This is a genomic window from Microcoleus sp. AT8-A3 (genome assembly GCF_036705675.1).
Classification (GTDB): Bacteria; Cyanobacteriota; Cyanobacteriia; order Cyanobacteriales; family Microcoleaceae; genus Microcoleus.
This window is the reverse complement of record NZ_JAUBVD010000017.1, coordinates 28,422-49,520: the sequence shown is the minus strand read 5'-3', so window position 1 is coordinate 49,520 and position 21,099 is coordinate 28,422. Positions and strand designations below refer to the sequence as shown.

The 21,099-nt window shown below is 45.5% G+C and carries 24 protein-coding genes; 9 read left to right on the top strand and 15 right to left on the bottom strand.

The genetic code is table 11. The features are described 5' to 3' along the window. Positions 1-75: 75 nt before the first annotated feature. From QUB51_RS12740 to QUB51_RS12725, 4 genes are all read right to left on the bottom strand, one after another. The gene (locus QUB51_RS12740; protein WP_333261570.1) at positions 76-663 is read right to left on the bottom strand and encodes a Uma2 family endonuclease; all 588 of its coding nucleotides are present in this window, start codon (positions 661-663) and stop codon (positions 76-78) included. A 129-nt stretch (positions 664-792) separates the two neighbouring features. Further along, the gene (locus QUB51_RS12735; RefSeq protein WP_333261567.1) at positions 793-1,548 is read right to left on the bottom strand and encodes a Uma2 family endonuclease; all 756 of its coding nucleotides are present in this window, start codon (positions 1,546-1,548) and stop codon (positions 793-795) included. 144 nt (positions 1,549-1,692) lie between these two features. Further along, complete coding sequence (locus QUB51_RS12730) at positions 1,693-3,183, bottom strand: MlaD family protein (RefSeq protein WP_333056234.1); 1,491 nt, start codon at positions 3,181-3,183, stop codon at positions 1,693-1,695. 93 nt (positions 3,184-3,276) lie between these two features. Next, a complete protein-coding gene (locus QUB51_RS12725; protein WP_333066584.1) occupies positions 3,277-4,059 on the bottom strand; it encodes an ATP-binding cassette domain-containing protein in 783 nt (260 codons plus the stop codon). 164 nt (positions 4,060-4,223) lie between these two features. Between QUB51_RS12725 and QUB51_RS12720 the strand changes: the two genes are divergently transcribed. Together QUB51_RS12720 and tsaE are read left to right on the top strand one after the other, a co-directional pair. Further along, positions 4,224-5,624: a gluconeogenesis factor YvcK family protein gene (locus QUB51_RS12720; protein ID WP_333056231.1), complete on the top strand. Its 1,401-nt coding sequence runs from the start codon at positions 4,224-4,226 to the stop codon at positions 5,622-5,624. Between the two features lie 113 nt (positions 5,625-5,737). Further along, positions 5,738-6,187: a tRNA (adenosine(37)-N6)-threonylcarbamoyltransferase complex ATPase subunit type 1 TsaE gene (tsaE, locus tag QUB51_RS12715; protein WP_333056230.1), complete on the top strand. Its 450-nt coding sequence runs from the start codon at positions 5,738-5,740 to the stop codon at positions 6,185-6,187. 16 nt (positions 6,188-6,203) lie between these two features. Here tsaE and QUB51_RS12710 read toward each other — a convergent pair whose 3' ends face one another. The 5 genes from QUB51_RS12710 to QUB51_RS12690 all read right to left on the bottom strand — a co-directional run bounded on the left by QUB51_RS12710 (position 6,204) and on the right by QUB51_RS12690 (position 9,162). After that, positions 6,204-6,545, bottom strand: a complete 342-nt coding sequence (locus QUB51_RS12710; protein ID WP_333056229.1) for a DUF5615 family PIN-like protein — start codon at positions 6,543-6,545, stop codon at positions 6,204-6,206. A gap of 3 nt (positions 6,546-6,548) precedes the next feature. Beyond that, positions 6,549-6,872, bottom strand: coding sequence for a DUF433 domain-containing protein (locus tag QUB51_RS12705; RefSeq protein WP_333056228.1), 324 nt, complete (start codon positions 6,870-6,872; stop codon positions 6,549-6,551). Positions 6,873-7,098: 226 nt separating this feature from the next. Beyond that, positions 7,099-7,434, bottom strand: coding sequence for a DUF5615 family PIN-like protein (locus QUB51_RS12700; RefSeq protein ID WP_333261563.1), 336 nt, complete (start codon positions 7,432-7,434; stop codon positions 7,099-7,101). 3 nt (positions 7,435-7,437) lie between these two features. Next, positions 7,438-7,779, bottom strand: coding sequence for a DUF433 domain-containing protein (locus tag QUB51_RS12695; RefSeq protein ID WP_015174644.1), 342 nt, complete (start codon positions 7,777-7,779; stop codon positions 7,438-7,440). A gap of 60 nt (positions 7,780-7,839) precedes the next feature. Next, the gene (locus QUB51_RS12690; RefSeq protein ID WP_333056226.1) at positions 7,840-9,162 is read right to left on the bottom strand and encodes a dihydroorotase; all 1,323 of its coding nucleotides are present in this window, start codon (positions 9,160-9,162) and stop codon (positions 7,840-7,842) included. An 89-nt stretch (positions 9,163-9,251) separates the two neighbouring features. On the opposite strand from QUB51_RS12690, the gene lepB reads away from it, so the two are divergent. Then, positions 9,252-9,860, top strand: a complete 609-nt coding sequence (lepB, locus tag QUB51_RS12685; RefSeq protein WP_333233125.1) for a signal peptidase I — start codon at positions 9,252-9,254, stop codon at positions 9,858-9,860. A 200-nt stretch (positions 9,861-10,060) separates the two neighbouring features. Here the strand turns inward: lepB and QUB51_RS12680 are convergent, their stop codons facing one another. After that, positions 10,061-11,596 carry a peptide ligase PGM1-related protein gene (locus QUB51_RS12680; protein WP_333210447.1) on the bottom strand — a complete coding sequence of 512 codons (1,536 nt, stop codon included), beginning with the start codon at positions 11,594-11,596 and terminating at the stop codon, positions 10,061-10,063. Between the two features lie 370 nt (positions 11,597-11,966). Continuing rightward, positions 11,967-13,583 carry a glycosyltransferase family 39 protein gene (locus QUB51_RS12675; protein WP_333261560.1) on the bottom strand — a complete coding sequence of 539 codons (1,617 nt, stop codon included), beginning with the start codon at positions 13,581-13,583 and terminating at the stop codon, positions 11,967-11,969. Between the two features lie 316 nt (positions 13,584-13,899). Here QUB51_RS12675 and recA point away from each other — a divergent pair, with 316 nt between their 5' ends. The 3 genes from recA to QUB51_RS12660 all read left to right on the top strand — a co-directional run bounded on the left by recA (position 13,900) and on the right by QUB51_RS12660 (position 15,677). Further along, a complete protein-coding gene (recA, locus tag QUB51_RS12670) occupies positions 13,900-15,036 on the top strand; it encodes a recombinase RecA (RefSeq protein ID WP_333056221.1) in 1,137 nt (378 codons plus the stop codon). Positions 15,037-15,199: 163 nt separating this feature from the next. Then, positions 15,200-15,457, top strand: a complete 258-nt coding sequence (locus QUB51_RS12665) for a type II toxin-antitoxin system Phd/YefM family antitoxin (protein WP_333056220.1) — start codon at positions 15,200-15,202, stop codon at positions 15,455-15,457. Further along, on the top strand, positions 15,450-15,677 hold the full coding sequence (locus tag QUB51_RS12660; RefSeq protein ID WP_333056218.1) for a Txe/YoeB family addiction module toxin: 228 nt from the start codon (positions 15,450-15,452) through the stop codon (positions 15,675-15,677). Before QUB51_RS12665 ends, QUB51_RS12660 begins: the two co-directional genes overlap by 8 nt. Positions 15,678-15,730: 53 nt before the next feature. Here QUB51_RS12660 and QUB51_RS12655 read toward each other — a convergent pair whose 3' ends face one another. Further along, positions 15,731-16,450 carry a hypothetical protein gene (locus tag QUB51_RS12655; protein WP_333056217.1) on the bottom strand — a complete coding sequence of 240 codons (720 nt, stop codon included), beginning with the start codon at positions 16,448-16,450 and terminating at the stop codon, positions 15,731-15,733. 612 nt (positions 16,451-17,062) lie between these two features. On the opposite strand from QUB51_RS12655, the gene QUB51_RS12650 reads away from it, so the two are divergent. From QUB51_RS12650 to QUB51_RS12640, 3 genes are read left to right on the top strand one after another with little or no spacing between them, the layout of a single operon-like run. Further along, positions 17,063-17,311 (top strand): hypothetical protein, encoded by a 249-nt coding sequence (locus QUB51_RS12650; RefSeq protein WP_333056216.1) that lies wholly within the window; start codon positions 17,063-17,065, stop codon positions 17,309-17,311. Continuing rightward, positions 17,268-17,540: a Coq4 family protein gene (locus QUB51_RS12645; RefSeq protein WP_333261556.1), complete on the top strand. Its 273-nt coding sequence runs from the start codon at positions 17,268-17,270 to the stop codon at positions 17,538-17,540. The genes QUB51_RS12650 and QUB51_RS12645 overlap by 44 nt, the downstream gene beginning before the upstream one ends. A gap of 29 nt (positions 17,541-17,569) precedes the next feature. Further along, positions 17,570-17,794, top strand: a complete 225-nt coding sequence (locus tag QUB51_RS12640) for a helix-turn-helix transcriptional regulator (RefSeq protein WP_333036912.1) — start codon at positions 17,570-17,572, stop codon at positions 17,792-17,794. Between the two features lie 74 nt (positions 17,795-17,868). On the opposite strand, the gene QUB51_RS12635 is transcribed toward QUB51_RS12640, so the two are convergent. The 3 genes from QUB51_RS12635 to QUB51_RS12625 all read right to left on the bottom strand — a co-directional run bounded on the left by QUB51_RS12635 (position 17,869) and on the right by QUB51_RS12625 (position 20,863). After that, positions 17,869-18,765: an alpha/beta hydrolase gene (locus tag QUB51_RS12635; protein WP_333233118.1), complete on the bottom strand. Its 897-nt coding sequence runs from the start codon at positions 18,763-18,765 to the stop codon at positions 17,869-17,871. Between the two features lie 217 nt (positions 18,766-18,982). Further along, a complete protein-coding gene (gene dacB, locus QUB51_RS12630) occupies positions 18,983-20,455 on the bottom strand; it encodes a D-alanyl-D-alanine carboxypeptidase/D-alanyl-D-alanine endopeptidase (RefSeq protein ID WP_445299448.1) in 1,473 nt (490 codons plus the stop codon). 81 nt (positions 20,456-20,536) lie between these two features. Continuing rightward, positions 20,537-20,863 (bottom strand): (2Fe-2S) ferredoxin domain-containing protein, encoded by a 327-nt coding sequence (locus QUB51_RS12625; RefSeq protein WP_333056212.1) that lies wholly within the window; start codon positions 20,861-20,863, stop codon positions 20,537-20,539. Positions 20,864-21,099: the final 236 nt, after the last annotated feature.

Here is a 21,099-nt window from a genome sequence, read left to right as displayed (position 1 = left end):
TCATCAACAACGTTGGATCGTTGCTAGATACCCGACTTTTTTAAGAAGTCGGGGATATGTATTATCTATTTTTGACTACAAATCCCCATCGATCGCTCTTTTGAATTCCTTAATTGCCTCAACATGACTCGGCATATTAACACACCTGACGAGTAAACCAATATCGAGTTCTGGGAGCAATTGGGAACTCGGAATTTCTTCGTATCCTTGCTGTCTGAGAGCATACAGAGACAGTCGGCTGTTTTCCCAAAACCAGACTTCAGGGATTTGCAGCCGTTTGTAAGCCTCTAGCTTATCAATTCCACCGCTAGTGACGACTACTTCGATCGCTAAATCGGGACGTTCTCTATCAGCACCCAATTCGTAAGACTTGTCTGCTTCACACTTCACCAGTCGCGATTCATTTTCTAATGTCAGAGACTCCGTAGGGGTGAAATCAATTCCTGCCGCCATCATGTAAGTTTCTACCAACGCACCGATACGTCCTTTGGCTGTTTCGTGTTTTCTTCCAGGCATTTTCTGAATCTCCAGTATCCCATCTAAAAATGACAGCCGCACCCCTGGAATATCCAGCATCGGTTCTAAGGTTTTGAATTGTTCCCAAGTTAACCCTGGAAATAGCAACGGCCGATCTAATTTCTCTTCTAATGTTGTTGCAGTCATGGCGCTCCTTAATTCCCAATCGAAAATCGCAAATCTAAACTAAAATCCATCGCTCTGGCTCCTTGATTCCCAATTATTCAATCGAAAATCTAAAATCTAAAATCTAAAATCGATCGACCTCCCATACCTTCAAATGCCATCAGGATCGATACCCTGACGAATCAAGTATGCCATTAGTCGATCGGCTCTCTGGCGTTCCTCTTCGGCCCTCTGGCGTTCCTGTTCCACCCGTTCCGCACCCCACAGCAGCAAATTGCCATTCTCATCCCACCAGCGCAACCAATAACCCGTCCTCTGAGATTTTTCACCTTCCCAAACCCCCAGAAATAAACCCATTGATTCTATCCAGAATCGCTGATTAGCATCCGGTTCTTGCAATTCGTATTCTCCCGAAGTCGAGAGTCTGTACACTTCCAACACTCCCGATTTTGCTTCAAAAATTACATAAATCGGCACTTGCAAAATTCGCTCATAAAACCGCCATTTTCCGTAATAATATGTCGGTTTATTTGAATATTCACTACCGTCAGTATCCGATAAAAATTCCATCACTACAGCAGGTACTTCTCCCTCAGCATTGGGCGTATAACTGCGGCGAACCTCTCCTGGTTCTGCTGGCAATACCGAGGGAACATACACCCAATCTGGTGCTTTTACTACTGTTTTGTCATTGACTTTGGCACACAGTCCAAAATTGGAAGCTATTAGCATTGAAGCTAGGATAAATCCTGCGAGATCCAAGGCTTCTCGGAGGGCCGCGGCTAAAAGTGGTTGGTCGATGTTTTCGACAGGATCGTCGGGTAATTTAAAGTCGTCTGGCAATTTTTCCCAAGTTACAGTATACTGGCTTTTGGTTACGTCCGGTTTCGATAATGTTTGCGTCATTTATTTTCCTGGTTGCGATAGAAAGAGTTTTTTGTTAATAGGATTTGGACAATAACTTTAATGCCGGCTGCGAAAGCCGCACCTTAGTAACTAAAGCAACTCGCGAATCTTGCAATAATTGCGGTTATTCAATGATACCCTGTTTTAAGGAGTATTTTCGGGAGCCACTGGTTCTGCTGATCTTGCAGTTTGAGAAGGTATAACAGGCAATTTGGGCTGTTTTTGCAAGCTGGGAAATCCCGGCTCTACTGATTGATTTCTGGCAGTTTTACTCGCATTTACTTTCTCAGAAAGGGGAGCTAATGTTTGAGTCACTTTAACTTGCTGTCGCAGTTGTTCTGTCGAACCCAATAAGCCTCCCAATCCGTTGAATAACCTGCGAATATTGTTGCGGAAAGCCGGATCTCCCGTCAAATCATCCACGTCGGAAGTAATTTTCTGCACGTTCTGAAATGTAGCTCGTGCAGAATCTAGGGTTTGCTGCAATAATAGCAAAGTGGCGGGATTGTTTACCTGGCTGGATAAATCTCGCAAGTTACTAGAAGCTTGGGCCGCATTCGCTGATAAAACTTCTAAATTGTTCAGCAATTGTCCTTGGTTGATTCGATTTATTGTCGGACTCAAACTGCTGACAGCTACCCGCAGTTCCTGACTGCTTTGATTGATGTTATTCAGAGTAGAGACTAAACTGCCGCGGTTGGTTGCTACTAAAGAATTGACTTGGTTGGCTGTTAATGTAATTTGATTGGCTGCTTGAGTTACTGCATTAGCAGAATTTATCGCAGCGGCAGATACGGCTTTTGTGGAAGTGTCCGCAGTAGCTGCTACTTTAGAAACATCAGCGGCGGCGGCTGATATTTCCGTCTTGAGCGATTGATTTAAGGTGCTAGCTTCTCCCTTTAATGATTGATTTAAACTGCTAGCTTCCCCCTTTAATGATTGATTTAAACTTGCTATTTCGGTTTTGACAGATTGATTTAAACTCCCAAGGTCTCCCCTTACAGATTGATTTAAAGTTTTTATTTCCGCTTGGGCAGTTTGAGTTAAGCTTGATAAATCTTGAGTGAGTTTAGCTGCACCTTTAGCTGTGTTTGCTGTATTTTCTGCAAGAGATTTAATATTGTTGAACAGCGCGGGGTCAGTGTAGAAATTAGCTAGGCGGACTGTGGATTTAATTAGTTCATCGATAGTGACTCCAGCTTGACCTTTTAAGCGCGAATTTTGACAGATAATCTCTGGGGGACAGTCGGCACTAACGGGATTGGCGGTAACTAATGATTCTGGCAAAATCGAGTTGGGGGTAATGTCGATCGACGATTCGCCAATTAAACCCGATTTATTCGCTTCGATCGTAACATCCCTGGGAATCACTAAAGTTCCGGGGGCAATCTCCAGCGTCACGTCTACGCCGTTGGAACCCGGTTGGAGGGCGGTAATTTTACCGACTGCAACCCCGCGATACCTGATGGGCGTACCTATTTGCATTCCTTGGGCGCTGGCAAATTCTACGGCGAATTTGTAGCTGCGGTTCCCTACCTGCACGCCCCGCAGCCAGAGCACTAAGCCGCCAAATAAACCGATTCCTACTAAAATTAAGAACCCGACAGAACCTTCTCTTACAGTTCGCGATCGCATATTACCTCCTTAGTCATTGGTCATTGGTTATTAGTCATTCATCATCGGTCATTTCAATCTAAAATCTAAAATCTAAAATCTAAAATTGGCTGACTATCCAAGCGCTTGAATTGGCCCAGTAACACTGCCGCTAAAAAATTGTCGGATAAGTAAATTATCTGTCGATGCAATGTCATTGACAGTTCCCTCCCACTGCACTTTGCCTCGATAGAGAAACACGATGCGATCGGCAGTGCGGCGGATGGTACTGTCTTGGTGAGTGACGATCGCATAAGTGCTGCAAACACCTTGGGCCGCCTGCAAGTCCCTGATTAAATCTTCAATTACCGTCGAAGCGATCGGATCTAAACCCGCCGTCGGTTCGTCGTACAGCAAAACCTCTGGATTATCCCTGTCATTATCAGGATTCGCCATGATAGCGCGGGCAAAACTTACCCGCTTCCTCATTCCCCCAGACAACTGCGCCGGATAGCGTTCGCCAATTCGCGGCAAACCCACCATCTCCAACTTTTCCTCCACCAATTCCCGAATGCGGCGGCGCGGCAGCTTAGAATGCTGGTAAAGTAAAAAACCGACATTCTCCTCCACCGTCAGCGAATCAAACAAAGCCGCTTGCTGAAACACCATCCCAATTCCGATCGGATCTGCCACGTCGTCCACCCATCCGACTCTGCGCTGTCCCTGAACAAAAACCTCACCGGCATCCGGGGCCAACAAACCCGCAATTATCCGCAGAATCGTAGATTTCCCCGTCCCGGAAGGGCCAATAATTGCCAGGGCCTCTCCCCGATAAATCCTCAGATCCACTCGATCGAGGATCGGGTTCTGGCCGAAGGACTTACTTACCCCCTTGAGTTCGATTAGTGGCTCAGCCATAGGATGTTATCAATAAGTTGTCAGTCATCAGTCATCAGTCTAGCTAATGACTCATGACTCATGACTAATCACTAATTACTTAAATTGACTGCCAGAATCAAAACTCTCTTGTATTGTAAATTTGTCAGATCGAGCTGTTCCAATACCCTTAAGACTAATTAACCATGTCAATTAGTTCACTTCCTAAAGCCCTCCGCGTCTTGGCTAAAGCCAAGCAGGTTTTTGCCCAATCCAGAAATCCTTACCCCCCTTCTTTGCGGAACGGGCGAGTTCACCAGTGGTTTAAGTGGTTAGCCCCCGGACTGTTAGTGAAACGGTGGCTGCTGATTAGTGCCAGCGGCGTGGTACTTGCCACTTTGGGTTTAGCGATTTGGACTGGGATGACTCCCATTTTCTTCTTATTGCAATTATTGAGAAATTTTTTGGCGTGGATTGCGGAAGTTGTTCCTAATTACGTGTCGGGCCCGATCATCATTGCTGGCGGGATTTTATTAATTCTGTGGGGACAAACTCGCAGTTTGAACTCTATTACCCAAGTGCTGATGCCCGAAGGCAACGAGGAACTGGTCGATCGACTCCTCAACCACCGTCGCTTGCACCGCGGCCCGAAAATTGTGGCAATTGGGGGCGGTACGGGCCTTTCCAATTTGCTCAGGGGATTGAAGGATTACAGCGCCAAAATCACTGCTATTGTCACGGTGGCGGATGATGGCGGGTCTTCCGGGCGGCTGCGGCGGGAAATTGGGGTATTGCCGCCGGGAGACATTCGCAATTGTTTGGCTGCTTTGGCAGATGAGGAAAAGTTATTGACTGAGTTATTTCAATATCGCTTTCGGGCTGGTGACGGTTTGGTGGGTCACAGTTTTGGGAATTTGTTTTTGACAGCGATGAGCGATATTGCTGGAGATTTGGAACAGGCGATCGCCGCGAGTTCTAAAGTTTTAGCAGTTAGGGGAGAGGTGCTGCCGGCTACTCTGAGCGACGTTTCTTTGTGGGCAGAACTGGCGGACGGCCGCAGGATTGAGGGGGAGTCCAGCATTACAAAAGCTAACGGAAAAATCATCAAAATTGGCTGCACTCCTGCTAATCCTCCGGCGTTGCCCAAGGTCGCCCAAGCACTTCGGGAAGCGGATTTTATTATTATTGGGCCGGGGAGTCTTTATACGAGTGTTATTCCGAATTTGTTGGTGCCGGAAATTGCTGATGCGATCGCCAATAGCGAAGTTCCCCGCATTTATGTGTGCAATATTATGACTCAGCCGGGGGAAACTGACGGATACAGTGTTGCAGACCACATTCGGGCGATCGACCGCGCTTGCGGTCGGCCGCTGTTCGATGCTGTAGTAGTTCAAGGAAAAGTCCCTTCTGCAAAGGCTTTGATTCGCTATTCTCAGGAGGATTCTTATCCGGTTGTGCTCGATCGAGAAGCCGTGACGCAATTGGGGCGGCGAGTTGTCATCGCCAATGTCATGGATGAAGATCAAAATACGGGTTTAATTCGCCACAATTCTCAAAGGTTGGCGGGAATGTTGCTGCGTTGGTACGGCCGCGCCCAGAACATTTAAGCTGTTGAGTGTTGACAGTGGACAGTTGACTAATTTTATTGGTTATTGGTTATTAGCAGCCGCAAGCGAGTAACAAATAACAAATGATTAAGGACTAATGACTAATTATTGAAATGAAAACTTTGCTTCCAGATTCTGAGGCTACGCGCAAGTTTGGTGTTGCGTTAGGTCGATCGCTCCCCGCCGGCACTGTAATCTTATTACAAGGAGATTTAGGTGCGGGCAAAACTACCTTGGTTCAAGGCATCGCTGAAGGTTTAGGAATCTCAGACTCGATCGAGAGTCCTACTTTCACCCTGATTAACGAGTATTTTGGAGGACGAATTCCGCTGTATCATCTAGATTTGTATCGACTAGAACCCGACGAAGTGGAGGCTTTGCACTTAGAAAGTTATTGGGACGGGTTAGAAATGGATTTGGGAATTGTGGCGATCGAATGGGCGGAAAGATTGCAGTACAAACCCGAAAATTATTTGCAAATTTCTTTAAGTTATCTAGATAACGGGCGGCAAATTGAAGTAATTGGTAATGGCGACTTATTGGATTGGCAATTGGAAATTTGAGAAAAGGCGATCGAACTTACGGCGTCGGACGGTTGACTCGAATCAATTTCCCCCTCAAAGTTTCCTCACCAGCAATAGCATCATTGATGCGTGTTGCCAACATTTCTACATTCCGATTTTTTGTGCAGACAATAATACCTGCATGGTTTGACTTTCGGTTGTGCAGCCCGATAAAATCAAACCGATTTAATGTCAAAATAGCTCGATCGTTAGTAATAGCAAATTCTAGGACTTCAGGATCGGGAATGCCCAGATTTGCTTTTCCTGCTTCCTGAACAGTAAGCACATTGTGACCAAAAGCCCGCAGCAATTCCACAACTGGCAAAGGAAATTGTTCGTCTGCATACAATAGTGCCATAAGTTATGCTTCCTCATTTTTGCTGATTGCTTCTTCAATTTCCTCTATATGTGAATCAGCATAAGTCCAAACATTGACCAAATCAGCAGCACTTAGATGGGGATAAAATTGTAGAAGTTCGGAATCGCTTGAACCTTCATTGCGAAAACCAACAAGCAGCCACACTGGAATCCGAGTTTTGGCAATACAAGCATCACCGCCACAAACTCCGGGAGTCTTCGTGATTCCCGGCCAGCTATTGCTTAAACTTTGGGTTAACAGCCGTATTGCTTCAGATTTCTCGATCGGAGTTAAGGCAAGAAGTTGTGTTTCTAGTTCTTGGAGCATAGGTAATATCGCCTCGATCGTAAGGGAATATACTTTTATAAGTTTAGCAAAAATTTGGGGTTCAGTCCTGATTGCACTACCAACCAGATAATTATTGACAAATTTTTTGGACTTATCTCGATAACGGGTGGCAAATTCAAGAGATGCGGACTGGCGAGTTATTGGATTGGGAATTGGAAAATTGAGAAAAGGCGATTCCCTACGGGATAGCTACGCTCGCGCGTACTTACTGCGGCGGGCGGTTGACTCGAATCAATTTACCTCTCAAAGTTTCTTCACCAGCAATAGCATCATTGATGCGTGTTGCCAACCTTTCTAAATTTTTATCGTCTGTACAGACGATAATACCAGCATGATTTGGTTGTTGAGCGTGCAAGCGAATGAAATGCCGACGATTTTGCGTCATAACCGCCCGATCGTTATTCACAGCAAAGGCTAATACTTCGGGGTCATCATCTCCGGCATTTCCTGCCTCTTGAATAGTCAGGGCATCGTGACCGAAATTTCGCAGCAATGCCACAACAGGAAACGGGAACTGTTCATCTGCATAGAGACGTGCCATAAATTATACTTCCTGCATCATTGCTGCTGCTTCTTCTCGGAGTGCTGTTTCAATTTCTTCGGAGTTAGCCTCAGCATAAGTCCAGACATTTACTAAGTTGGCAGCATTCAACTGGGGATAAAATTGTAGAAGTTCAGCATCACTTGAACCTTGACGGCGCAAACTCACGAACAGCCAAACGGGAAGTCTAGTTTTGGCAATGCAAGCATCGCCGCCACACACATCGGGAGTTTTGGTAATTCCTGGCCAGCTATTGTTTAAACTTTGGGTTAAAAGCCGGATGGCTTCAGCTTTCTCAGTAGGAGTTAAGGCCAGGAGTTGTGTTTCTAGTTCTTGGAGAAGCATGGGTAAAATCGCCTTGGCGAGCGGGAATACCCAATTATAACATTTGATTTAAATTCATGCTTACTCAGCGTCAAATGTCAATGCTTCTCCCCTCACATTTGTATCCAATTTACCATTCTCAAAAACAACTTTTCCTCCAACAACAGTCACAACTGGCCATCCAGTTAAATTCCATCCTTCAAAGGAACTCCAGCCGCACTTGCTCGCCATCTCTGCGCCCACCACCGGGCGGTATTTCTCCAAATCAACTAAGACTAAATCTGCATCAAAACCCGGTGCAATTTGCCCTTTGTTCGGAATCTTATAAGCCTTAGCAACTGCCGCCGACATCCAATTAGCAACTTGTGCCACTGTACATCTTCCCTCTACTGCTTGCGTCAGCATCAAAGGCAAAGAAGTTTCGACACCGGGCATTCCAGACGGCGTATTCGGATAATCTTGAGCTTTTTCTGCTAAGGTATGTGGCGCATGGTCTGTGGCGATAAAATCAATTACGCCGTCGAGTAAAGCTTGCCAAAGTATTTCGTTATCGCGGGGCTCGCGCAAAGGCGGATTCATTTGAGCTAAACTGCCAATTTTTTGATAGGCGCTGGTATTTAACAACAAATGCTGCGGCGTTACTTCTGCCGTTACCCAACTCGGTTTTTCCTGGCGCAAAAACTCAGCTTCATCCCCCGTTGAAAGGTGCAGAATATGCAGTCGGCGCTGATATTTATTAGAAAGTTTTACTGCTAGTTGAGTTGCCAATAAAGCTGCTTGATTGTCTTGAATTTGCGAGTGAACTGCAATATCGGTAATACCAGCAAATTCTTGACGACGCTGGTTGATTCTAGCTTGGTCTTCTGCGTGTACCGCAATTAGTCGATCGCCCTTCGCAAAAATTACCTCTAAATTTGCTGCATCATCCATCAATAAGTCCCCGTGCATCGAACCCATAAACACCTTAATTCCCGGAGTCGGATTGGCATCCAACAAATCGGGTAAAATCTCAGGAGTAGCCCCAATAAAAAAGCCGTAATTGACCAAACACTTCTCGGCAGCGCGACTTAGTTTATCATCTAAGGCAGCTTGGGTTGTGGTCAAAGGTCGCGTATTCGGCATTTCCAGAAACGATGTCACGCCGCCTTTAGCGCAAGCACAGCTAGCGGTAAATAAGTCTTCCTTGTGTTCTAAACCCGGTTCGCGGAAGTGTACCTGGGGATCAATTACTCCGGGTAACAGAGTTAAGCCTTTGGCATCTATTTCTCGATCGCCCGATTCGACAATTTCAGCAGCCACTTGGACAATTTTGCCATCGCATATTTGTACATCTCCTACCAAAAACTCACCATTGGGCAAAAGAATGCGAGCGCGACGGATTAACAAACTTGATTGGGCAGTCATAAGATATCCTTAATTCAGTAAACAGCGTGCTAGCATGGAAGCATTATTAAGTTTATAATTCGTATCCAGCTCAGTCACTACAATACCCTATGACTCGTCTAGACAAGTCAGCCGACGAAAAACCTCCGCAAGAAACCGAAAATCCTTGGATCGAAGGAATTAAGACGATCGGCTTAGCAGCATTTTTGGCCTTTGGTATCCGCACCCTGGTTGCCGAAGCACGCTACATTCCCACCGGCTCGATGCTCCCAACCCTACAAATTAACGATCGATTAATTATAGATAAGGTAAGCTATCGATTCCAAGAGCCCCAGCGAGGAGATATTATCGTATTTATGCCTCCTGACCAGGCTAGTTTGTGCACGGGACAGCCACCACCGATCAAAGATGCCTATATCAAGCGAGTGATCGGACTTCCAGGGGACACTGTGGAAGTCAGAGAGGGAAAAGTTTTTATTAACAAGCAGCCGCTACAGGAAAAATATATTGAAGAAATTCCACAGTATCCCTACGGGCCTGTAGTTGTAGCTCCAAATTCTTACTTGGTGCTCGGCGACAACCGCAACGCAAGCTGTGACAGTCATTACTGGGGCTTTGTACCCAAGCAAAATATCATCGGTAGGGCAATTGTGCGTTTTTGGCCACTCAACCGCACAGGTTCGATCGACCCCACGCCCCTTTATCCCGCTAAAAATTAGCTAGATCCCCGACAACTTCTGCGAAGTGGGGGCTCTAAACTGACTGATATGATGTCCGGTCGATCACCCGAAATTAGGTAGGGGCGGGTTCACCAACCATAATCGTCAATAATTGACAATCTCAAAAACCCGCCCCGGTCGGGATATTATGGTTAATCGATCGGACATGATATGACTGGATCAAATCTAAAATCTAAAATCTAAAATCTAAAATCGCCTGACGTTTCGCGATCGAGAACTTTCACAACTTTGTTATACATATCCTCAGCTTCTTGCTGCGAATTGCCAATACTCGTCACTCCCAATTTACCAAACTCCGACAAACAACCCATTAAATGAAACACACTCCCCGTCTCAGTACCGCTGTCAAAGTGCAGTTGATTGTCAGCAATAATATCCATCAAATCGTTCGGTAATAATCCCCGATAGCGCTCTTTTTTTAAATTGTCCGAAGCGACATAATATTTGGGACGGCCCTGCAGGCTGTAAAATAATCCTGTAGAACGTTCGTACCGACCGTTTGTTAACAGCTTCAAAGCCATAAACGGATGAGTTGTGCCTCCTTTCCGCAAGTTAATTTCTATTGCTTGCATATCCCATTTGCCGTCTGATTGGCGCACCGCGAGAAAATCTACTCCAAATCTCTCTAAAGCACCTTTTTCGGCTAAATTTTTCCCGACTTTCCATCCCAATTCCTGCAACGCTATTCGATAAGATGCGTCCGCCGGAAATTGGCAACCCAAGAAAATTTGACCGTCTGGGCCTCCTAAAATTTGGTCGTGGGTTGAGAGAATTTCTACTTCCCCACTGGGGACAATTCTGCCTTGAACGCTGGGCGAGAACTTTTCTTCTCCTTCGATAAATGCTTCGGCAATAGCCCCTAATTCGGGAATGCGGCTGCTAAAATTTTCCCAGGTTTCGCCCGTTGCTTGAAAGCGCAAATTATGGAAGCTATCGCCAATTGCCTTCGCTCTTTCTGTAGATGTTTTACCTGCGAGGGACTTCAGATCTAAAATTGCATTCCCTTCCCCCGAAAAACCTTCATTTAACTTAATTACGATCCGTTGCAAATGCGGCTGCCTTGCCCACAAATCCGCCGCAGCTTCCGCTAAATCTTCCGCATTCCACACCAACTCGGAACCGTCAGGATAAGGCACGCCACATTCTTTAAAAATTTGCCTGCTACCGCTTTTGGTTCCCCAGTATAACAGATCCGGATCGCTAGCCAACAAAGGAATCCCCAATTGAACAGATAACTCCCGTTCTAAGGGCGTCGAGTTATAACAAACCATATAGGATTTTGTCGGCCGCACTGCTTGACGAATGCGCTCCATCAAGCGGGGGCGCTCTAAAATTTTCTGGGTGAGGGATTTGGCAGAAGCATCGTAAGCACTGAACAGCAAAAGCCGATCGCGCGCGTGAGAAAATGGAATTCCCGGCAGCAATTGCAGGTAATAATCCACAATCATCGGGTGCAAGGGTTCCGAGGTAATGTAAATTAAGCGCGTGCGGGGATTTCGCAGGCGAATCAATGAAAATAAATGCCGCTCTTCGTAATGGTAAGCACCCTCAACTTTCTGCATTTCTTGCTGATCTAAGCTGACAGAAGGAATGATAATAATGTCACAATCTCCGCCGTCGAATTCTTCGACTGCTCGCCAACGTTCCCGTAATTCTGTCTGAAGATCGCGAAACTTCTGCGCGGATTCGGAAGATGAATTATTTAACTCTTGCATTGCTTTTTATCCTAACTCTTCAAATAATTATTGCTGATGATGTCAAGTGTGTCAGCCCAAATACCTGAGACAACTCAGACAGTTTTTTTCTGACGCACCTTACGGGGAATATTGACAAAAATGCCCAAATAGTGATTTAAGGTGCGTCAGTCGAAATATTTGAGGCAATTCAAACAGTTTTTTCTGCCCCCGCCCAAAAACCGATACCGTGCCACGTACTCCTATCGTGAATCTCCAAAAATTTTAGACCAAAGTTTAATCTCCCAGATTCATCTGTGGAATAAATCTAAAATCTAAAATCTAAAATCTAAAATCTAAAATCCACTGACGTACCCTACTGGGGACGATCGTCCATTTCTGTCAATCTGCTTTAAGAAGCTCGCCGCGCTCGAAAAAGTCTGGCATATTCCAATATCGGCTCTAACCGCCGTTGATTTCGCTTAAATGCCGAGATCGATTTTTCCGAAGGGCGGAACACTAGGGGAGCCGAATATTTGTTCAGCATCTCGATTTCCGGCGACTGGCTCATCAGCATCAGCCGCACGTCTTTGTCGAGCAAATAACTCAGAGAAAGCAAATCTCCCATGTTAGTAAAATCGTTGCCGCGATCGCTAATTACAATTGTATCTTTAATCGATCGATTAGCTATCGCCTCTTTGTTAATAATTTTCGCAACTTCAGCATTAAAATAGCTCAAGTCTTTGCTCCACCAAGTATCAGAAAAAGCGCTGACTGTACAGGATGCTATACTTGCTGTAAAAACCAGGGCTAAAATGACTTGCCAAAACCGCTGCTGAATTTTCACGTTACTGGCGAGCAAGTAAGCAACTGCTAGCTGCACTCCCGGAAAGCAGGAAATCAGATAACGGCTGACGGCCGAACGTTTGCCGCCTAGGATTAGATCCGGTAATGCCAGTATCAAAAAAGGTACAAAAATTGATGTTACAATAAACAGCCAAGTTGAACTGCTAGTGCGGCGGCAGATTGTGTAAAGGGCTGCCACAATTAACAGCAAAAATGGCAATCTCAGCAGATAAGTCCAACTATTATCAAACCCGAAGTCGAAGTCAAAAAATAAGGCTGTAAAGCTGAGTATCCACAATTTGACAAGATACAGCCAACCCGGAGATACTCGCGTCCAATCTGTCGTAACTGATGCTCGTTCCAGGTTGGTGGCCAGCACGTAAATCCAGGGGATATACAATATTAAAGCTGCTGTTACTGCTAAAAAAAATTGGGAATTAGTTACATGACCTCGCAATTTTGTTTTTTTGACAAACAGCCAGTAAGAAATTATAAAAACTCCGTGTCCGATGAGTGTTAAACTGAAGAATGGGTGAGTGTAGAAACCAAGGGCGATCGCCAGCGAGTAAAATACCCAATTTTTCCAACCCCGCAACCGCACTGCTCTCAGCAGCAGCCAACTGCTGCCAATAACTATGGCTGTTAGCAAACTGTACTGCCTTGCTGTCTGAGCAAACAATATGTCAAAGGGTGATAAAGCCAAAAGTGCTGTTGCTAATAACGCCGCCAAATTCGAGGCGAAAAGTTCCTGAGCTAAAGCGTACATCAAAGGCAGCGACAGCAAACTCAATATTGCTGGCAAACTGCGCGATGCTGTTAGAGAACTGCCAAATTCCTGCATCCACCAACGAGCCATGAGAAAGTATAAAGGCGGATGCTGCGGGTCTTCTAGTGCTAAAGAACGAATCGTGTCTGCTTCTGTACTTCCCGGTTTAATCCGCTGATATTTTTGCAATTGTGGTGCAGGAAAAATGCGGTTTTGGAATAGTTCATCGTCGATTTCTTGGCGGGTGAAACCAGCGGCGCGGATTGATGTGTAAGCTTCGTCGTGCCAGTACAGTTTGCGATCGATCTCAAAAAACCGAAATCCGATACCTAGTAAAATGCCGATCGCCAATAAGTTAATCAACCAGCCGGAATTTTTGCTATTGACAGATGTGTCTTGATGTGTTGTAGATGCCATGCTTGTCCTAATTGTGGCGATTACTTGTTACCAGGAAGAGCCTGGTAACACAGATCCGGAGGCTCTGCCTCCAATTTTAATGTCAGCTTTTCGAGGCAGAGCCTCGCTTACATCGGTTCCCAGACAGAGCCTGGGAACCAGTTAAATATCTTCTACATCTTGGGCATTCTGAAGGCGGGAGCAGGCTGAACCACCCCAAAATCAAGAATCTTCAACCAAATGCTCCCAGAACCTCCAGACCCCAAAAATAACTGCTAACATACGTGTTGTACAGTTAATCAACAAGCTCCGCAAGGGGTCTACCCGCGTACCGCAAATGGCAAAAAGCAAAGATGCGTCAAAAACTTCCACTGAAAACTCAGAAAAGCAAAAAGCTCTAACTTCCGTACTCTCCCAAATCGAGCGCAGCTTTGGCAAAGGGGCGATCGTCCGATTGGGAGACTCCACTCGCATGAGGGTAGAAACCATTCCCACCGGAGCCCTGACACTGGACATTGCTTTGGGCGGCGGTTTGCCAAAAGGTCGAGTTATTGAAATTTACGGCCCGGAAAGTTCCGGTAAAACAACTCTAGCTCTCCACGCGATCGCCGAAGTCCAAAAATCCGGCGGTATCGCAGCCTTCGTCGATGCCGAACACGCCCTCGATCCCACCTACGCCTCAGCTTTAGGCGTCGATATTGAAAATCTCTTAGTTTCCCAGCCGGATACCGGCGAAATGGCCCTAGAAATAGTCGATCAACTCGTCCGTTCCGTCGCCGTCGATATCGTAGTAATTGACTCCGTAGCCGCCCTCGTCCCCCGCGCCGAAATCGAAGGCGACATGGGCGACTCCCACATGGGTTTGCAAGCGCGCTTGATGAGCCAAGCTTTGCGGAAAATCACCGGCAACATCGGCAAATCCGGCTGTACCGTCATTTTCCTCAACCAATTGCGGCAGAAAATCGGCGTAACTTACGGCAACCCCGAAACCACAACCGGCGGTAACGCACTCAAATTCTACGCCAGCGTGCGGCTTGACATTCGCCGCATTCAAAGCTTGAAAAAAGGTACAGAAGAATACGGCAACCGCACGAAAGTTAAAGTTGCTAAAAATAAAGTTGCTCCGCCTTTCCGTATTGCCGAATTTGACATTGTATTTGGCAAAGGCATTTCTACTTTAGGCTGTCTGACTGACTTGGCCGACGAAATGGGAGTAATTCTGAAAAAAGGTTCTTGGTATAGCTACAACGGAGAGAACATAGCTCAAGGACGAGACAAAGTGATCCAGCACATGGAGAAAAACATCGATTTCAAAAATGAAATTGAGGAGCTAGTTAAAAAGAAACTTGAGACTGGTGCTCTGGTTTCTGCTAATTCTGTCGCTCCTATTGAGGTAGATGATGTAGATGATGTAGATGATGTAGATGATGTAGATGATGTAGATGATGTAGAAGTTTTGGACGAAGAAATCTAAGTTTTTTAGTCCTCAATTATTACTCGTTTACTGGTTGTTTACTCGTTTTACTCGTTACTTTCGCAAAGAACGAAAGTAACGCTCAACAGCGACAAGCGAGCCTCGAATTTAATTTTCGCTCGGCTTCGGCTCGCTTGTCGCTTAAATGGGTTAAGAGTAGGACTTGCAGGTACAGCCAGTAAACCAGTACACCAGTAAACCAGTAACACAGCGAAAGGAAGCAGTAGTGGAAGATACGGACTATACCATCATCACTAGACGGGATGCGGAGGATGCCGTGGTGATGTCGCTAGAGTTCTTTAATAGTTTGCTGGAAACAGTTCATTTACTCAAATCTCCCGCCAATGCTGCCCATTTGGAGCGTTCTATTGCTCAGTTTAAGCAGGGGAAAGTGGTAGAGCGAAATTTGTTGGATGACTAGAAAGTTAGTATGGACGGATGAGGCTTGGGGCGATTATTTATATTGGCAAGGGCAAGATAAGAAAACGTTAAAACGAATTAACAAGCTAATTGAGGCAACAATCCGATTGCCGTTTGAGGGGATCGGAAAGCCAGAACCACTGAGGGAGAATCTGGCGGGAGCATCTCATATTTGTAAAAATACTTCTTTGGGCTCCTGGCTCCTGACTCCTGACTCCTAACTCCAATTTCTAGCTAGGCTACTTTCATTGAGATGCTCCCTATTTACGAACACTTATTCAGGCATAGAAACTGGCTGAACGTATTGAGAATTAGCGCGCACATAACAGCCTTGTCTTGTCAGCAACCAGGGTTGACCGTTCGCCATCGTAATCGCATTTGCTCCCCTGAGTTCAGCAGCAACTGTATCTCTATCCGCGCGGTAAACTTGTTGAATTGCTCCGTTTGCGTTCTTGCGGCAGTTGAGTTGTCCATCTCGCGACGTGACTCGCCAAGTAGGCCAAGTTACAAGACCATTTGTTGGACTCGACCAAGTATTAGCATTGCTAGAAGTATAGTCGCCACTTGCATTAGGACGCGGTAAAGCTTCGACTAAATTTACTTTAAATGTCTGGCCAATAGAAGGACAATTTTCTCCTGCTTTCACCTTCCAAGTAACTTCGGCTCCCAATTGGCTGCTTCTTCCAACTTGACGCCTGATAATGGCAATATCTCCAGAACAAACAATTTTTCGGCCAGGGCCTGTCGCAGTGTCTTTGAAAGTCCCATTGTAATAGTAAGAGCCTGCTGCTCCTTGGGAACGGGTAATTTGAATATTGCCCAAAAATTCCCGATTGCCTACTTTGGTTAAGTAAAAACCGCTGCGATTGTTTCCTTTTTCTGACAAGTTTAAAGTAGTTTTACCGTTAGGATTAATATAAGTGGTAGCGCTAGCAGCAGCGCACCAAATCAATGACACAACTCCTGTGGATAACAAAATGGAAAGTTTTTTCATAGTAACACCTTGTATGAATCTCTACTTTATTTGTAGCTGTTGGTGAACATATTTGACCAGTCGCTCAAATGAGTGACACTCATTTGAGCGGCATTCTAACGACATACGGGCCATCCCCCATGATTACCACTACAAATTGGGCAACCACGGGGGATTGGCACTACTGCGTAATTCCTAAACATCAACTCTGCATAACTTCACCTTACTTCAGCTTGCTTCAGCTCTCTTCACTTGTATGCACCTGCATCACCATGCCTGCAAGCTTCCACTTCTGACTCATTGCAGGTTCTAATAATTAGCAGCAGAATAAATTTATATACGTAAGTAAGGGAGTTCCAATCACCGCTAAATACTGTAGATTTTACGGGTACTTCCCGGTGAGTCAAGTTGGGATTCCAAACACTAGGGCGATGTTTACAGATAGCAGATTTCACATCTAAGAAGGTTTGTAAAGAAATGTAAAAGCTCCTGAAAGCCAATTGCTGTGACAGAAAGTACGGTTTCTAAGCTGAGTAGGTAAAAAAAGTCGTCTTGATTAAGCGCAAAAATGAACTTGACAAACACAAATTAATTTTCTCTAAAATTAAATCATTGTTGAAGGGAGAATAAATTATGGCTGACGGTCAATTAGGAGTTATATTAAAGATGGCTCAAACAATTAATCCTCAAATTGAGAGCGATCGACATTTTGAAATAGAATTGGCAAAATTGCGCCAACTGCCAGCAGGAACATTAGGGTGCTCAGTGGCGCGGTTTCTAGACAAACAAGGCTTTGAGCCGATCGCATCGGGAGACTGGATTGGTGCGAAACCACGACGTGTGGCACGTTCTGACTGGTCTTTCAGCTTCAACAGAAGATGAATTGGTACTTCAAGCGTTTACTCGCGCTCAAGTATTTCGTCCTTCTTGTGCGATTTTAGTGTTAGTTGGACCCATCGGCGGGTTAAGTTGCGCGATCGGACAAATTATCAAAGGCTTAAAACACGGAAAATTAGCCACTCGGTTAATTAATTGGGACGTTGCATCTGATTGGGAAACACCTTTATCTGAAGTTCGAGAAAAACTCGAAATTCTACCCTTAATTGATTAGATTTTAACTCGTTACCTGATTGCAAAAGTATGCAAAGCAAAAGTTACAAACCGGAAATTAGCCTGAGCCCACGCGAAAGAGCGATCGCGCAATTAGTAGCCCAAGGCCTGCCAAACAAATGTATTGCCAAAAATTTAAATATCAGTCACTGGACGGTTGCTACTTACGTGAGGCGGATTTTTATCAAACTCGGTGTTTGTTCCAGAACTGCAATGATTGCACTGCTGATCCAAGAAAATTTGCTCTGGGACTAATAAATAAGTAGGGTGCGTCAGATATTAAGAACGGGCCGGAGAGCCCGTTCTTATTTGCAAGCGTTAATTTTTTTCTATGCCAAAGCCACAGAAGAAGAAGAATGTCTCAGAAAACTCAGCAATTCTCGATTCACCGTTTGCGGCGCTTCCTGCTGAATCCAGTGACCGCAGTGAGGAACTAATTTCAACTTAAACGGAGCCGTAATTAATCTGTCTAAACCTTCTACAAGTTTGTGGCTCAAAAACGCATCTTCTTCTCCCCAAAGCACCAAAGTAGGCACTGTCACAGGTTCTAATTTCTGCCCCAAATTCCAAAGCCTCTGCGGGTGAAACATCTGGCGGTAATAATTGATAGCGGCGGCTAATACTCCCGGCTTTTCTAAAGCAGTCTGATAAATCTTAGTTTCCTCAGCGCTAAAAGAGCCTTTGCGAACAGCTTGTCCTTGGAAAACATTGTGAACAAAATCTTTCAAGTTTTGCCGGATCAACAATTCCGGAATGCCGGGAACCTGAAATGCCAAAACGTACCAACTGCGGCGGATTTGATCTAAATTGCTCGCCATTTCCTGCATGAATCGCTGCGGGTGCGGAGCGTTTAAAATTGCCAAGCGATTGAGTTGTTCGGGAAATTTTTGAGCTAAGTGCCACGCAATCGCCCCTCCCCAATCATGACCTACAACGTGAGCTTTTGTATAACCGAGGCTCGCAATCAAACCGCGAATATCGGCGCTTAGCGTATCCAAATCATAGCCGCTTTCCGGCTTGTCGGAATCGTTGTAGCCCCGCAAATCCGGCACTACCACCTTGAAATGACGCGCTAAAGCAGGGATTTGATGACGCCAAGAGTACCAAAACTCTGGAAACCCATGCAGGAGGAGAACGAGTTCGCCTTCTCCTTGAGAAACGCAGTGCAGGCGGATGTTATTGGTTTCCACAAAGATGTGTTGCTGTTCGGAATCTAAAGAATTCATAGTTGGAAAGTTAGACTTATTTTCGGGAAGTACAGAACCCGCCGACTGGTAGCAGGCTAAAACGTCCCAATGGTGTTAATTTTTCTACTTTTATTGTAGCTGCTTTTCGATCCCCGTCAGTGCAATCTAATGAAACTTAAAACTTGTAGGGTTTTGGGGTGTCCGGTGTTTTAGGTGTAACTACTGAGTTGAAGTTTCTCACCTTAAATGTATTGTTTTAACAGCGGCGCAGGCGATTCAATAATAGCACAATTTCGTCCGTTGCCGATCGCATTTTTGCAGTCGATAGGTCAGATTGATTGACGATAATGCTAAACACCAGGGGTTCGTAATTCGGAACTTCGATATATCCCGACAGCGCCGAAACTCCGCTCATAGTTCCGGTTTTTGCTTGCAAATTTACGCGGCTTGGTGTAACATTAAAGCGATTTTTCAAAGTGCCCTTCTCGCCAGGGATCGGCAGTGACTGGCGGTAAATAGATGCAGCAGGTGAATTGGCCATAAGTCTCAAAGTTTGCACCAAGGCTTCTGGAGTAATTAAATTGTGCCGAGACAAGCCGGAACCGTCGGCTAATCTGTAGCTGTTTGGATTTACTCCTAATTGAGTTAAAACTGTTTTTAACTCTTTCAAACCCATTTCACCTGTATCCTCTTGTGGAACAGGCATCTTGCCTGTGAGTGTTTGTGGCAGGGGCATCTTGTCTGTAACTTTCCCCAACAATCTCAATAAAACTTCTGCATAAAGATTGTTGCTTACTCGATTAGTTTCTCTCACCAATTCCGCCAGCGGTGGCGATTCAACAGTCGCTAATTCTTGATTTAAATTGCGAGAAGCCGATGCAACTAAAGCCTGTTTAACAGGAATTCCCTCAGCCGCCAGGGCTTGTTGAAAATACTGCAAAAAATTATTAGCGGGGTTGACAACTGCGACATAAGCTGATTCAGGTTCTGCACCAACTTTCAACTGTCCGCCCACTCGAATTATAGGTCGATCGAACTCCCGACCAATTTCAATAAACTCGGATTCGTTTTGGGCGACTGTTACTGAATTGTTCTGAAGTTGCCACTGATTTGCCAGCTTTGGTTCGGCAAAAGTAACTTTGAGAGGTTGCCCCAGAGCCTGCGGGGACAAGAGAAGGTCGATCGCGTTTTGATTGAAAATTAAACTGTTAATCGGCGCTCCGTAGCCAGCTTGCGCGTCTTCCCATTCCCAATTCGGATTGACTGCACTGCCTTGAAAATAGCTGTCATCGCCAATCAACTGGTTAACTTGACTGATTCCCCGCTGCTTCAACTGCTGCGCCAAAGATTTCAACTGAGCCTCAGCAATGCTCGGATCTCCCCTGCCGGCAACGTACAAACTTCCATTTTCGCCACTGTAAACCGATGTCTTAATCCGAAAGTCTGCACCGAGTTTCTGTAAAGCAGCGGCTGTAGTTAGCAGCTTGGCATTTGATGCTGGAATAAAATATTTTTGGGCGTCGCGGCTGTAGAGAGTAGTAGTAGAAGATAGAGGTTGAATCAAAATGCCCCAGCGCGATCGGCTAAATTCGGGACGGTTGGCGATCGCATCTACTTGTGCCCCCAAATCCCCAGGACAAATATCCCCAGCAACCGCCTGGGTTTGAGCAGCAACCGCCGACGGACGCCCCAGAATTAGGACGAACAAACTAAGCGCAATTCCTTGGATTTTCAAAGTGCCAGTTCCTTAATAATAACTATTAAAATTAGATGCGCCAGAGCTTGGAAGTTTCACCGAATCAAGTCAATATTAATAATAATAACGCGCATGAATTCTCGGATTGAACAGCGCCTCTACAGGTTTTCCCTCTTTGAGGTGCTCTTCCACAATCAAGGGTACATCACTAGGTTTAACTCGACAATACCAAATTTCGTCCGGGGTAACTCGTACAGTCGGGCCAGTGGTGCACTGTCCCTGACAGCTAGTAGCCTCAACTTTCACCCCTGCAACTTGTTGAGCTTCAAAAGCAGCTAGCACTGCTGCTGAACCATTTTTCAGGCAAGATTGATACTGGCAAACCAATACACAGCGCGCTTCTGGTTGGGAGTCTGGTTCTGTGGCTGGAGATTCTGGCATTGGTAAGGATTTATCCGCTCTTTAAGATATCTTAACAATCTTGTCAGACCGATCGCTCGCCGGAGTCCGGCAAAGGGCAGAATTTTATAGTGCGATCGAAAAAAACAGCAAAATTCTGGCATTCAAGCTTTTTCCTTCCTTCTACTTTCTAACGAATCCCTTCAGCAGAGCTGCCTTTCTTCAGTCTGTGCCGCCCTTTCCCTATATGATCGATTTAGAGCAACAACTCAATCAAC

Bases quoted from the DNA above. Each gene is read 5' to 3' on its own strand.
- QUB51_RS12710 (WP_333056229.1), bottom strand. From the start codon at position 6,545: ATGGCACTATTGTATGCAGACGAACAATTTCCTTTGCCAGTTGTGGAA.
- QUB51_RS12635 (WP_333233118.1), bottom strand. From the start codon at position 18,765: ATGAATTCTTTAGATTCCGAACAGCAACACATCTTTGTGGAAACCAAT.
- tsaE (WP_333056230.1), top strand. From the start codon at position 5,738: ATGAAAACTTTGCTTCCAGATTCTGAGGCTACGCGCAAGTTTGGTGTT.
- QUB51_RS12660 (WP_333056218.1), top strand. From the start codon at position 15,450: ATGACTAGAAAGTTAGTATGGACGGATGAGGCTTGGGGCGATTATTTA.
- QUB51_RS12690 (WP_333056226.1), bottom strand. From the start codon at position 9,162: ATGACTGCCCAATCAAGTTTGTTAATCCGTCGCGCTCGCATTCTTTTG.
- QUB51_RS12725 (WP_333066584.1), bottom strand. From the start codon at position 4,059: ATGGCTGAGCCACTAATCGAACTCAAGGGGGTAAGTAAGTCCTTCGGC.
- QUB51_RS12650 (WP_333056216.1), top strand. From the start codon at position 17,063: ATGGCTGACGGTCAATTAGGAGTTATATTAAAGATGGCTCAAACAATT.
- QUB51_RS12640 (WP_333036912.1), top strand. From the start codon at position 17,570: ATGCAAAGCAAAAGTTACAAACCGGAAATTAGCCTGAGCCCACGCGAA.
- QUB51_RS12675 (WP_333261560.1), bottom strand. From the start codon at position 13,583: ATGGCATCTACAACACATCAAGACACATCTGTCAATAGCAAAAATTCC.
- QUB51_RS12740 (WP_333261570.1), bottom strand. From the start codon at position 663: ATGACTGCAACAACATTAGAAGAGAAATTAGATCGGCCGTTGCTATTT.
- QUB51_RS12735 (WP_333261567.1), bottom strand. From the start codon at position 1,548: ATGACGCAAACATTATCGAAACCGGACGTAACCAAAAGCCAGTATACT.
- QUB51_RS12705 (WP_333056228.1), bottom strand. From the start codon at position 6,872: ATGCTCCAAGAACTAGAAACACAACTTCTTGCCTTAACTCCGATCGAG.
- QUB51_RS12680 (WP_333210447.1), bottom strand. From the start codon at position 11,596: ATGCAAGAGTTAAATAATTCATCTTCCGAATCCGCGCAGAAGTTTCGC.
- QUB51_RS12720 (WP_333056231.1), top strand. From the start codon at position 4,224: ATGTCAATTAGTTCACTTCCTAAAGCCCTCCGCGTCTTGGCTAAAGCC.
- QUB51_RS12695 (WP_015174644.1), bottom strand. From the start codon at position 7,779: ATGCTTCTCCAAGAACTAGAAACACAACTCCTGGCCTTAACTCCTACT.
- recA (WP_333056221.1), top strand. From the start codon at position 13,900: ATGGCAAAAAGCAAAGATGCGTCAAAAACTTCCACTGAAAACTCAGAA.
- QUB51_RS12730 (WP_333056234.1), bottom strand. From the start codon at position 3,183: ATGCGATCGCGAACTGTAAGAGAAGGTTCTGTCGGGTTCTTAATTTTA.
- lepB (WP_333233125.1), top strand. From the start codon at position 9,252: ATGACTCGTCTAGACAAGTCAGCCGACGAAAAACCTCCGCAAGAAACC.
- QUB51_RS12625 (WP_333056212.1), bottom strand. From the start codon at position 20,863: ATGCCAGAATCTCCAGCCACAGAACCAGACTCCCAACCAGAAGCGCGC.
- QUB51_RS12700 (WP_333261563.1), bottom strand. From the start codon at position 7,434: ATGGCACGTCTCTATGCAGATGAACAGTTCCCGTTTCCTGTTGTGGCA.
- QUB51_RS12655 (WP_333056217.1), bottom strand. From the start codon at position 16,450: ATGAAAAAACTTTCCATTTTGTTATCCACAGGAGTTGTGTCATTGATT.